This is a genomic window from Streptomyces sp. NPDC057877 (assembly GCF_042796855.1).
Lineage (GTDB): Bacteria > Actinomycetota > Actinomycetes > Streptomycetales > Streptomycetaceae > Streptomyces.
On sequence record NZ_JBHVMS010000010.1, the window covers coordinates 16545 to 28621 of the forward strand.

Sequence of the window (12077 nt, forward strand, 5' to 3'; positions counted from 1 at the left end):
GGGGTGCGGGGTGGGCTGGTTCTACTGGGCGAGGGTCAGGGCGGTGCGCCGCTGGAGCACACTGATCCTGGCCACGACGATGATCGACAGGGCGGCGACCATGGCGATGTCGATGAGCATCAGGGGCCAGCCGGTGATGTCGACCATCCCGCCGACCACCGCCGGTCCCAGGAACCCGCCACCGGCCCAGCCGACGGTGTACATACCGGCGTAGGTCCCGAAGACCCGGGCGGAGGGGGCGAGGTTCCACAGGACGACCACCGCGTTGACCAGGAAGCAGGTCGCACCGGCCGCCGCCAGGCACAGGGCCACGACGGTCCCCGTCGGGGTCTGGACCACTGTCCCCAGCACCATGCCACCGGCGAAGACCGACATGCCCGCGGCCATGACCCGCAGGCGTCCGTAGCGCTCCGCGAGCACGGCCGCCGGGTAGGCGGCGATGATGAAGGCGATACCGCTGGGCAGGGTGAGGCCGCCCGCGGCGCCCTTCGACATGTCGAGGGCTTCCTGGCCGTACGGCGTCATCAGTGACCGGGACGCGGCCCACGCGCTGCCGAAGAGGAAGATCGCGACGAGGAGGAGGAGCCGACTGCGGTCGGTGTCCTTGAGGATCTCGACGAAGGTGTCCCGGACGCGCGGGTCGGTGCGCTGGGTGCCCTGCCGCTCCTCGCCCTCGGCCACCGCCGCCTGGTAGGCCGGGGAGTGGTTGTCACGTACGGTCGCCGCGAGCACCGCGACCGAGATCAGCATGATGATCGCGGGGATGGCGAACGCGAGGCTCAGATGGTTGTCGACCAGGAAGATGCTGATGAGCGCGGCGACGATGGCCGTGATGCTTGAGGCGATCTTGACCGCGGCGTTGGCCCGGCTGCGCCGCTCGGGCGCGATGAAGTCCGGTACCAGTGCCTCGGCGATCGGTTTGAAGGTGTTGGCGACGAGGGCGTAGGTGAACATCACCGCGATCAGCAGTGGCAGGGAGGCCGCGGTGTGCGGGATGACGATGAACAGCGCGGCGGCGATCGGCATCCCGATCACCAGGTACGGCATCCGGCGTCCCCAGGAGGTCCTGGTGCGGTCGGAGCGGTTGCCGATCCACGGCTGGATGAAGATGCCCAGCAGGTTGTCCATGCCCATCAGCAGGCCCACGATGGCCGCGCTGGTGAGGTGCTCCCGAAGGAGCGGTGGCACCTGGGATTCGTAGAAGTTCCAGGTCGACTCCTGTGCGAAGACCGCGAGTGCGACCAGGAACGTGATGCGCCGGGTACGTGAGCGCTGCCCTACAGACATCGTCGTCATAAGGGGTCGTCCCTTCGCGCCGCCACCATGCTGGGCAGCTACTGGATAGGTTATCGGGGTGGGCGTGGGGGGTGTCGGAGAAGGACGACCGGCCGGGCCGGGCTCAGGCCCGGCCGACCTCGACGACGAGGGTCAGGTCGTCGGTGACGCGGATCCGGCATTCCGGCCCGAAGGAGCAGGACGCTTCGCGTTCCTCGAAGATCGCCGGACCTTCCAGCTGGGTTCCCGGCGTGAGTTCGTAGCGGTTCCAGACGGTGGCCTCGAGCAGGCCGTGTCCGGGGAAGTGGACCGGCCGGACCCCGCGGCTCGCCTCCTCTCCGCGCGTGTGGCTGCCCGCGGTCGACATCTCGTGACCGGGCAGGCGCATCGACAGCCGCCAGTTCACGACCTCGACGGCCCCGTCCAGAAAGCGGCCGAAGACGGCTCGGTATGTGGACTCGAAGGCGGTCCGGATGCGTGCGAGACCGGCCGGGCCCAGGTCCTGCTCAGCCACGCCGACCTCTATCTCGAAGCCCTGGCCGAGGTACCGCATGTCGACCGAGTGGCGCGTCCGCACCAGTGTCGGGTCGTCCGGCTGGAGCGTCTCGGTGGCGCGGGTGGTCATCTCGTCGTAGAGCGCGGCGACCCGGGCCCAGTCGACGTCGGTGAGGGGCGAGGGCAGACTGCGGACCTCGTCGACCGTGGGAGCGGCGGCCAGGAGTCCGCAGGCGGACATGACTCCGGCCCGCATCGGCACGATCACCCGGGGGATCCTCAGCGCCTTCGCCAGTCCGTAGGCGTGGGCGGGTCCGGCTCCGCCGAAGGCCAGCAGCGCGAAGTCGGCGGGGTCCTCGCCCTGCTCCGACAGGTGCATGCGGGCGGCGGCGGCCATGCTCCCGGTGACCACCTCGACGATCCCGGCGGCGGCGTCGAGGGTGTCGAGTCCGAGGGGACCGGCGACCTCACGGGTCAGCGCCTTGTGGGCCTCGCGGGTGCGCAGCCGCATCTCGCCGCCGAGGAAGTGTTCCGCGTCGAGGTAGCCGAGCAGGAGGTCGGCGTCCGTCACGGTGGGCAGTTCGCCGCCGCGTCCGTAGGCGACGGGGCCGGGCACCGAACCGGCGCTGCGCGGTCCGACCTTGAGCAGTCCGAGTGCGTCGGGTGCCGCGATCGAGCCGCCTCCCGAGCCGATCTCGATCATGTCGACGACGGTCAGGCGCACCGGCAGTCCCGAGCCGGGCTTGAACTTGTCGACCCGACCCGCCTCGAAGTCGTGCTTGAGCCGGGGCGTGCCTCCCTGGACGACAGCGATCTTCGCCGTCGTACCGCCCATGTCGAAGGAGACGACGTCCTCCTCCCCCAGTGCCCGCGCGACCATGGCCGCGGCGATGGCACCGGCCGCGGGGCCCGACTCGAGCAGCCGCACGGGGAAGCGCTTGGCGTCCTCCAGGGTGGTGACGCCGCCGCCGGAGAGCATGATGCGCAGGGGCGCGTCGATGCCCAGGGCGGTCAGGTCGTCGCGCAGGTCGTCGAGGTAGCGCGACATCAGGGGCTGCACGTACGCGTTCAGGCAGGCGGTGCTGGCCCGCTCGTACTCGCCGATGACCGGGGCCACGGCGCTGGAGATCGTGACGGGGAGGTCGGGGTGGGCCCGTGCGACCAGGTCACGGACCCGGTGCTCGTGCCCGGCGTCGCGGTAGGAGTGCATCAGGGCCACGGCCAGGGCCTCGATGCCCTGCTCCACCAGGTCCCGCACGGCCGTGAGGACGGCGTGGTCGTCGAGCGGTTCGAGTTCGCTTCCGTCCGCCGTGATCCTCCCGGGTACGCCGCGACGCAGGTGGCGCGGTACCAGCGGCTGGGCGGGGCGGGCGAGCAGGTCGGTGGTGTCGAACCTCGTCTCCCGTCCCATTTCGAGGGAGTCGCTGAATCCGTTCGTGGTGAGCAGGCCGACGACGGCTCCGGTGCGTTCGAGCAGGGTGTTCGTCACCAGGGTGGTGCCGTGCACGATGCCCGCGACGTCGCCGGGGGGTGTGGACGTCTCCTCCAGCAGGCGGGCGATCCCCGCCGTGATGGCTTCGTTCGGTGCGTGGGGCGTGGTGGGCAGTTTGCCGGGCCAGGTCAGTTCCCGGTGGGGGTCGTGCAGCAGCAGATCGGTGAACGTTCCGCCGACGTCGACGCCGATCCGGACCGTGCGGCTCATCGGTCCGCCTCCTCACATGTGTTTCCGCCCGCTGGGACCGTGTAGCCCGCGACCTCGTCCGCGATCACGAGTTCCGGCTCGCGCTCCTCGGCCGGGCCGAACCCGCCGCCGCCCGCGAAGGAGATCACCACCGACGCCCCGGGGGCCAGCTTCGAGATCGACTTCAGTGGGACGCGGTCGCCGGAGTCCAGGACGACCTGTGCGGTCGCGCCCGGTTCACCGCCCGCCAGCCCGAGCGCCGGATGCCGCTCGCGGTCTCCGAGCAGCACCATCTGCACCGGTCGGCTGGTCGGGTTGCGGACCTCGATGGTCTGGCCCAGGCCGCCGCGGCGGCGGCCCCGTCCACCCGATCCGGCGCGCAGTTCCTTGCGGAGGAAGTGCAGCGGAGAGGCGGCCTCGAGGGCCTCGATGCCACCGCCGCCCGAGTTGGTGGGGAAGGCGGTGGCGGACAGCCCGTCCGTCTCCTTGGAGGCGCCCATGCCCGCGTTGGCGAAGACCATGAGGCTGAAGGGACGGCCCGAGTCGTCGCCGCCCGCGAAACGCACCCGCAGCGCGGGGGCGCCGCCGCTGTCGGCGATGACCCGGTCCGGCAGCACCGGCGCGAGCGCCTGGTACAGCGCGCAGGACAGCAGGTGCCCGGTGAGGTGCCGGGCCACCACGGGCGCGGGGAACCCCGGGTTGACGATGGTGCCCTCCGGCGCGGTGACCCGGATGGACCGGTAGGAGCCCCAGTTGGTCCGCGTGGACGGGTCCAGCAGGATCTTCAGCGGATACACGGAGTAGGCGCGGGTGTAGTTCAGCGTCGAGTTCGTCGCGAAGGGCACCTGCGGGGAGCTGCCGGTGTAGTCGATCTCGACGTCCTCGCCGCTCACGGTCACCGCGCACTCGATGTGCGTGGGGTGGCCGTCCACGCCGTCCACGCCGTCCACGCCGTCCGCGTCCACGGCGGCCCGGTAGACGCCGTCGGGCAGGTCGCGGACGCCCGCCCGCATCGAGGCGTCGGTCACCGCATGGACCTGGGCGGCGAACGCCTCGAAGTCCGGCTCACGGAAGTCGGTGAGGAACTCCTGGGCACGTCGGCGGCACACGGCGTGCGCCGCGGCCTGCGCCTCCAGGTCGCCCCACACCTGGTCCGCGAGTCGTACGTTGGCCAGCAGCAGGTCCCTGACGCCCTGCTCGACCCGTCCGGCCCGGAACAGGCGCAGCGGAGGGATCAGGATGCCCTCGGAGAGCAGCTCGGTGGCGCTCATCGAGGGGGTGCCACCGATGTCCGGGGAGTGTGCCACGGTGCCCGAGAACGCGACGAGCCGTCCGCTGTGGAAGACCGGGGAGATCATGGCGATGTCGGGCAGGTGCCCGGTGGCGATCCACGGGTCGTTCGTGATGACGCTGTCGCCGTCCTGCCACTCGTCCGCCGGGAACCGTTCGAGGACCAGCGCGGTCAGCGAACTCATCAGGGCGGCGAAGGCGGGGATGCCCGCCCGTGACTCGGCCATCGTGCGGCCCGCGCGGTCCATCAGGACGACGGTGTAGTCGTTCGACTCACGGATGATCGTGGAGAAGGCCGTGCGCAGCATCGTGGAGGCCGCCTCGTCGGTGGCGGCGGCGAGCCGGTCCCAGCGGACCTCCAGGCCGACCGGGTCGGTGACGGGTCTGGTCATGACGCCGCGATCTCCGCTCCGACCGCGTGAGCGGCCGAGTCACCTGCGGCTCCGCCGCCGTGGCCGACGAGCTTCCCCGCGGCGACCCGGGCGGCGATGGCCTTGCCCAGGCCGACCGTGGTTCCCGTGCCCCCGAGGTCGGGGGTGACCGCGCCGGGCTGCTCGTCCAGGACGCTCTCGACCGCGGCCACGACATGCGCGGCGGCCTCGTGCTCGCCGAGGTGGTCGAGCATCATGGCACCGCTCCAGATCTGGCCGACCGGGTTGGCGACACCGAGACCGGCGATGTCCGGCGCCGACCCGTGTACGGGCTCGAAGAGGCTGGGGAAGGTGCGGTCGGGGTTGATGTTGGCGCTGGGGGCGATGCCGATCGTTCCGGTGCAGGCCGGGCCGAGGTCCGAGAGGATGTCGCCGAACAGGTTGCTGGCCACGACCACGTCGTACCGGTCCGGCTGGAGGACGAACTTGGCGGTCAGGATGTCGATGTGGTCCTTGTCGGCGGTCACGTCGGGGAACCGGGCGGCCATCTCGGTCGCGCGCTCGTCCCAGTAGGGCATGGAGATCGAGATCCCGTTGCTCTTGGTCGCCCAGGTCAGGTGCTTGCGCGGGCGGGACGAGGCGAGTTCGAAGGCATAGCGCAGAACACGGTCGACACCGGTGCGTGTCATGACCGTCTCCTGGACGACCGTCTCGCGGTCGGTGCCCTCGAAGATCCGGCCGCCGATGCTGGAGTACTCGCCCTCGGTGTTCTCCCGCACCACGTAGAAGTCGATGTCGCCGGGCTGGTGGTCGCGCAGCGGACTGCGTACGCCACGGAGCAGCCGGACGGGGCGCAGGTTGACGTACTGGTCGAAGCCCCGCCGCAACTGGAGCAGGCTGCCCCACAGCGACACATGGTCCGGGACCACGTCCGGCCACCCGACCGCGCCGAAGAAGATCGCGTCGAACGTGCCGAGCACGTCCCGCCAGTCGTCGGGCAGCATCGTGCCGTGGTTCAGCCAGTAGTCGGCGCTGGCGAAGTCGAACTCGGTGACATCGAGTTCGAACCCGTGCGCCTCGGCAGCGGCCCGCAGACACCTCAGGCCCTCGGGGACGACCTCGCGTCCGATCCCGTCGCCCGGAATCGCTGCGATGCGATAGCTCTGCGGCACGAATCCACTCCCAGTGCAGGTGATCGATTGCGCTCGTGCGGAGGTGAACACTCAGTCCAGGCGAGGACGAGTTCCGGCCACGGCGCCATGTGGTCCTACCTTGGCCAGCGGTGACACCCGTTACAAGGCCGTAACTGGCAAGGTACGTTTTCCCCCATGGAAAGCCCTCGGCGTTCTGCTCGTCCCTTGTCCAAGAGCCGCTCCGTCGTGGACGACCTGCACTTCTTCCATGTCGTCGCGTCGAGCGAAACCCTGACGGCCGCGTCGCGGGAACTCGGCTGCTCGCTGCCCGTCGTCAGCAAACGCCTCAGCGCGCTGGAACGCCGCCTGGACGTCCGGCTCGTCCAGCGCGGCGCCCGCCGACTCGTGCTGACCTCGGAGGGCGAGCTGTACGCGGCGCGCGTGGAGGCGATCCTCGACCAGGTACGTGAGCTGGAGGACACGATCACCGACACGGCCGGGGCCCTGCGCGGATCCGTGGTCGTGGAGGCCACGCTCGGCCTCGGCCGCACCCATATCGCCCCGCTGCTCGGCGAGTTCGCCGCGGCCCATCCGGAACTACACGTCCGGATGCAGACGTCCGCGCTTCCCCTACGGCCCCACCGGCGGGAGTTCGACGTGGCCGTGCACGTCGGCATGCCGCCCGACTCCTCGCTGCGCATGCGGCGGCTGGCCCAGAACCGGCGCGTGCCCTGCGCGGCACCGTCCTACCTCGCCGAGCACGGCACCCCGGCCAGTGTCGAGGACCTGGTCGACCACAACTGCATCGTGCTGCGGGAGAACGAGAGCGACTTCGCGCTCTGGCGCTTCGGGGACGCCGACCATCCCCGGCATGTGCGGGTGCACGGCACCCTGTCCAGCAACGACGGTGACGTGGTGACCGGCTGGGCCCTGGAGGGCCGTGGTGTGATCATGCGTTCGGAGTGGCATGTCGGGCCGCACCTGGACCGTGGCGAGCTGGTCCGGGTACTGCCCCAGGTGTCGACACCGGCTGCCGACATCTACGCCCTCCTCGAGGAGGACGGGCATGTCCCACGGCGTGTCAGCGCGCTCATCGACCATCTCGCCGCACGGCTTCCACTGCGGCTGGAGCACGCGTCCGGGCGTACCTGACGGCGCCGGAGCCGAACCGTCAGGAAACCCTCAGGTTTCTCGTGCGGCGCTCGTCAAGTCCGGTCAGAAGGATGTGGCGAGTCGTCTTCCGAACAGTGAGGGATTCTTGATGGCTACGCTCTTGTACCGGCTGGGCGCGTGGGGTGCCCACCGGTGGCGAAGGATGTTGATCGGGTGGCTGCTCGCTCTGGGCGCGGTGGTCGCTCTGGGGGTGTCCTTCGCGGGCTCGTTCACGGACAGCAGCTCCATTCCCGGCTCACCGGCCCAGACCGCGCTGACCAGGATGGAACGGCACTTCCCCGAGCCTGACGCCCAGTCGGCGCAGATCGTGTTCCAGGCGCCGTCCGGGCGGGAGGTGACCGAGGCGGAGCTGCGCGAGTCGCTGGAGGCCACGCTGGCTGCCACGGGCCGGGTGCCGGGGGTGGCTGAGGTCGAGGATCCGGTCGGGAGCGGCACCGTCTCGGAGGACGGGCGCACGGCGGTGGCGGGGGTCACGTTCACGACCCCGGAGGCCGATGATGTGCCGGAGGGCACGCTGGACGCGGTCAAGGCGGCAGGTGATCAGGCCCGGCAGGCGGGTCTGAGGACGATCTACGGTGGCGAGCCGTATGAGACCTCGCATCCGCCGGTGGGTCCCAGTGAGCTGGTCGGCCTGGGCGTGGCCCTGGTCATCCTCGTGATCACGTTCGGCTCCCTGCTCGCGGCGGGTCTGCCGCTGCTCACCGCGGTCCTCGGCATCGTCGGCACGATGGCCGCGATGACGGGCCTGGCCACCGCGTTCGGTGTCTCCGACAACGCGCCCACCCTGGCGATCATGCTGGGGCTCTCCGTCGGCATCGACTACGCCCTGTTCATCGTCTCCCGGCACCGTGCTCAGCTAGGGGCGGGGATGCCAGTGCGGGAGTCGATCGCCACGGCCACCGCCACCGCGGGCAGCGCCGTGATCTTCGCCGGGGCCACGGTCCTCATCGCCCTCTCCGGCCTGGCCGTCGCCGGTGTGCCGATGCTGACCTCCATGGGTCTGGCGTCCGCCGGAGCGGTCGCGGTCGCCGTCATCACCGCCGTGACGCTGCTGCCCGCGCTGATGGGCATGGCCGGACACCGCCTCACCCCCAAAGCCCCCAAGGCCCCGAAGGCTTCGCGGTCTGCTGGCCGACGCCGCGGGTTCCTGCCCCTGGGCCGCAAGCACCGCGCGCACGGCGGCACGACGGCGAGCATGGGCGTGCGCTGGACCCAGGGCGTCCTGCGCCACCCCGTACGCAATCTGATCCTCGGCACCGTCGCGCTGATCGCCCTGGCCCTTCCCGGCATGGAGCTGAAGCTGGCGCTCACCGACGAGGGTTCCGCCGCCAGGAGCGACTCCAGCCGCCAGGCCTACGACGTCATCGGCGACGCCTTCGGCCCGGGCGCCAACGGGCCTCTGGTGGTGCTGATCGAGAACGACGACCCGGCCACCGTCAGTGTCACGGCCGCCGCGGTCGAGGACGAGTTGCGCGGGGTCCGCGGCATCGCGGACGTCAGCGGTGTCGACGTGGCCGAGGACAAGAGCGCGGCGCGCATCCAGATCGTCCCCGACACCGGACCGCGCTCCGAGGAGACCAGCGACCTCGTCTCCCGGCTGCGCACCCAGATGCAGCCCCTGGCGCAGTCCAGCGGCAGCTACGTCGCCGTCACGGGGATGACCGCGGTCAGCATCGACGTCTCGGACAAGCTCAGCGGCGCGCTCGTGCCCTTCGTGATCGTCGTCGTCGGACTCTCCCTGCTCCTGCTGATGATCGCTTTCCGCTCGATCGCCATCCCGATCAAGGCCACCATCGGGTTCCTGCTGTCCGTGGGCGCCGCCTTCGGCGCCACCGTCGCGGTCTTCCAGTGGGGATGGCTGGCCGGACCGCTGGGCGTGCCCAGCGAGGGCCCGGTGGCCAGCTTCGTGCCGATCATCGTGATGTCCGTGCTGTTCGGACTGGCCATGGACTACGAGGTGTTCCTGGTCTCCGCGATGCGCGAGGACTACAACCGGCACCGCGACGCCCGCACCGCCATCCTGGGCGGAGCGCGCAACGCCGCCCGCGTGGTAACGTCCGCCGCACTCATCATGATCTCGGTGTTCATCAGTTTTCTGTTCTCCCGCGACGCCGACATCATGCCGATCGCGTTCGCCCTGGCCTTCGGTGTCATGGTCGACGCCTTCCTGGTCCGTATGACCCTCGTGCCCGCGGTCCTGGCACTCCTCGGCGACCGGGCCTGGTGGCTGCCGCGACGCCTTGACCGTGTGCTGCCCCATCTGGACGTCGAGGGCGAGAACTTCCACGCCCCCGAGTCGGCGGCTCCCCACGCCTCCGCCAAGGAATCCACCCCAGTGAGCCTGTGACACGATGATCAGCAGAGCCGATACCGGGGCACCCACCGAGTCCGCCGCACCGACAGCGACGGCAGACTTCGGGCGGTCGCTGCCGCCACCAGGAGCACACATGGACACCACCCCGGGTACCGCCGACCGCGTCCTCGTCATCGACGACGACCCCGGCATCAGGCGCCTGCTGATCTCGGCACTCCAGTTCGCCGGGTTCGAAGTCGACGTGGCGGGCGACCTGACCGAAGCCCTCGACCAGGTCGCCCGCCGCCCACCGGACGTCATCGTCCTCGATGTCATGCTCCCCGGTGCCGACGGCTTCGAAATCCTCCAACTCCTGCGCGCCCGCGCCATCGACGTACCCGTCCTCTTCCTCACCGCCCGCGACGCCGTCGAGGACCGGGTACGGGGACTGCGCCTGGGCGGCGACGACTACGTCACCAAGCCCTTCAGCGTGGTCGAGGTCGGCGCCCGCTTGCAGGCACTCCTGCGCCGCGCCCGCAGCGGCACCCCCACCACCGAGGAGACACACCTGCGCTGCGGCGACCTGACACTCGACGACCCCCGTCACGAAGTCCGCCGAGCAGGACAGCTCATCGAACTCTCCCCCACCGAATACCGCCTGCTGCACTACCTGATGAATCACCAGGGGCAGGTCCTCTCCCGCGCCCAGATCCTCGAGGCCGTGTGGCAGTACGGCTTCGGCGGTGACTCCGTCGTCGTCGAGCGTTTCATCTCCAACCTCCGGCGCAAGATCGACCATGGCCGTACGCCGCTGCTGCGCACCGTCCGCGGCGTCGGCTACACCCTCCGAGAGCAGGGCGACACGTGACACTCCGCGGCCGTCTCCCCTGGGCCTTCTCCAGCGTCCGCCTGCGTCTACTCGCCGGGCTGGCCGCCCTCCTCGTCGTCGGCCTGCTGGCCAGCGCCGTCATCAGCGCCCTGCTGCTGGAGGACTTCCTGGACAAGCGCAACCAGGACACCCTCGAGGCCAACGCCGAGCGTCTGGCACGGGTGATCAGCCAGGGCCCGCAGACCGCCAACGCCGACCAACTCGGCGCCCTGCTCGGTTCACCCCTGGGCACGGTGGCCGTCGACGAGGCCAACAAGGTGCTGCTGAGCACAGGTTCCGCGTCCCGTGCCCCCGACGAGCTGGCCGCGCTGAGCCTCACGGCACCGACGGGAAGCGTCGTCACCCTGGAGGGCGGCGACCTCAGCGCCGTACGCATCCCCAGTCCCGGCCTGGTCATCGACCGAGGGCCCGCCGAAGGCACCGTGACACCGGCGACGGTCATCCTCACCATCGACACCTCCGTGGACGACGCCACCACCGATGTGCTCATCAAGCGCCAACTGGCCTTGATCGGCGGCGCGTTGCTCGTCCTGCTGGGGCTGTCCGTCATCGTCCTGCGGCTCGGCATGCGCCCGCTGGCCCGGATGGCCCGCAGCGCCGACGCCATCGCCGCGGGCTCCCTGACCGAGCGGCTGCCCACCCATCGCAACGGCAGCGAGGCCGACCTGCTGGCCAAGGCGGTCAACCGGGCGTTCGACGCCCAGGCCCGCGCGGAGGCGACCGTGCGCTCGCTGGCCGCCGACACCTCCCATGAACTGCGCACTCCCCTGTCCACCATCTCCGGATGGCTGGACCTGCACCGCCAGGGCGGCCTGTCCGGTCCCGGTCTGGAGACGGCGCTCGAGCACATCGAGAACGAAGTGGGGCGGATGCGCCTGCTGGTGGAGGATCTCGCGCTGCTCGCCCGCCTGGACGCGGGCCGCCCCGTCGAGCAGGACGACGTGGACCTCACCGCCCTGGCCGCCAGCGTCATCGAGGACGCCCAGATCATCTACCCCCAACGCGACATCGCCATGGCACCGGCGCCGCCCGCGCCCGTCACCGGGGATGCCGCCCGTCTCCAGCAGGTCCTGCGCAACCTCGTCGGCAACGCCGTCCAGCACACCCCGGCCCGGACCTCCGTGCGCGTCGAGGTCATCCTCAGCCATGACACCGTAGAGCTGAGTGTCAGCGACAACGGCCCTGGCATCGCGCCCGAGGACCTGCCCCGCGTCTTCGAGCGGTTCTGGCGCGCGGAGGCCAGTCGCAGTCGCGCCTACGGCGGTTCCGGTCTCGGCCTGGCCATCGTGGAGGCCATCATCCACGCCCACCACGGACAGGTGGCCGTCTACTCGGACGTGGGAGTCGGAACCACCGTCACCATCCGGCTCCCGCGCGGCCGTCGGCCGTCATGACGCCCGCACGGCACCTGAGCGGCTGACCCATGCCCTGCCCCGTGCGCCACCGCAGCGACCACAAACCCTGCCTCTCACCGATA

The 12077-nt window shown here is 70.7% G+C and carries 8 protein-coding genes; 4 read left to right on the plus strand and 4 right to left on the minus strand.

The genetic code is table 11. The features are described 5' to 3' along the window. Window positions 1-21 precede the first annotated feature (21 nt). The 4 genes from ACFVQG_RS28755 to ACFVQG_RS28770 form a co-directional block, all read right to left on the minus strand. Window positions 22-1296 carry an MFS transporter gene (locus tag ACFVQG_RS28755; RefSeq protein WP_383388890.1) on the minus strand — a complete coding sequence of 425 codons (1275 nt, stop codon included), beginning with the start codon at window positions 1294-1296 and terminating at the stop codon, window positions 22-24. A 103-nt stretch (window positions 1297-1399) separates the two neighbouring features. Next, complete coding sequence (locus tag ACFVQG_RS28760) at window positions 1400-3472, minus strand: hydantoinase/oxoprolinase family protein (protein ID WP_383388892.1); 2073 nt, start codon at window positions 3470-3472, stop codon at window positions 1400-1402. Next, complete coding sequence (locus tag ACFVQG_RS28765; protein ID WP_383388894.1) at window positions 3469-5133, minus strand: hydantoinase B/oxoprolinase family protein; 1665 nt, start codon at window positions 5131-5133, stop codon at window positions 3469-3471. Before ACFVQG_RS28765 ends, ACFVQG_RS28760 begins: the two co-directional genes overlap by 4 nt. After that, window positions 5130-6284: a tartrate dehydrogenase gene (locus ACFVQG_RS28770; protein ID WP_383388896.1), complete on the minus strand. Its 1155-nt coding sequence runs from the start codon at window positions 6282-6284 to the stop codon at window positions 5130-5132. The genes ACFVQG_RS28765 and ACFVQG_RS28770 overlap by 4 nt, the downstream gene beginning before the upstream one ends. A 186-nt stretch (window positions 6285-6470) precedes the next feature. Between ACFVQG_RS28770 and ACFVQG_RS28775 the strand changes: the two genes are divergently transcribed. The 4 genes from ACFVQG_RS28775 to ACFVQG_RS28790 all read left to right on the plus strand — a co-directional run bounded on the left by ACFVQG_RS28775 (window position 6471) and on the right by ACFVQG_RS28790 (window position 11994). Beyond that, window positions 6471-7397, plus strand: coding sequence for a LysR family transcriptional regulator (locus ACFVQG_RS28775; protein ID WP_383388897.1), 927 nt, complete (start codon window positions 6471-6473; stop codon window positions 7395-7397). A 109-nt stretch (window positions 7398-7506) separates the two neighbouring features. Beyond that, window positions 7507-9765, plus strand: coding sequence for an MMPL family transporter (locus tag ACFVQG_RS28780; protein WP_383388899.1), 2259 nt, complete (start codon window positions 7507-7509; stop codon window positions 9763-9765). A 100-nt stretch (window positions 9766-9865) separates the two neighbouring features. Continuing rightward, entirely contained in the window at window positions 9866-10579 is a 714-nt protein-coding gene (locus ACFVQG_RS28785; RefSeq protein WP_383388900.1) for a response regulator transcription factor, read from the plus strand. Continuing rightward, window positions 10576-11994, plus strand: a complete 1419-nt coding sequence (locus ACFVQG_RS28790) for an ATP-binding protein (RefSeq protein ID WP_383388902.1) — start codon at window positions 10576-10578, stop codon at window positions 11992-11994. Before ACFVQG_RS28785 ends, ACFVQG_RS28790 begins: the two co-directional genes overlap by 4 nt. Window positions 11995-12077: the final 83 nt, after the last annotated feature.

What these genes read in the sequence shown, in the direction of transcription:
- ACFVQG_RS28780 (WP_383388899.1), top strand. Translation starts at nt 7,507, where the DNA reads ATGGCTACGCTCTTGTACCGGCTGGGCGCGTGGGGTGCCCACCGGTGG.
- ACFVQG_RS28755 (WP_383388890.1), bottom strand. Translation starts at nt 1,296, where the DNA reads ATGACGACGATGTCTGTAGGGCAGCGCTCACGTACCCGGCGCATCACG.
- ACFVQG_RS28765 (WP_383388894.1), bottom strand. Translation starts at nt 5,133, where the DNA reads ATGACCAGACCCGTCACCGACCCGGTCGGCCTGGAGGTCCGCTGGGAC.
- ACFVQG_RS28785 (WP_383388900.1), top strand. Translation starts at nt 9,866, where the DNA reads ATGGACACCACCCCGGGTACCGCCGACCGCGTCCTCGTCATCGACGAC.
- ACFVQG_RS28760 (WP_383388892.1), bottom strand. Translation starts at nt 3,472, where the DNA reads ATGAGCCGCACGGTCCGGATCGGCGTCGACGTCGGCGGAACGTTCACC.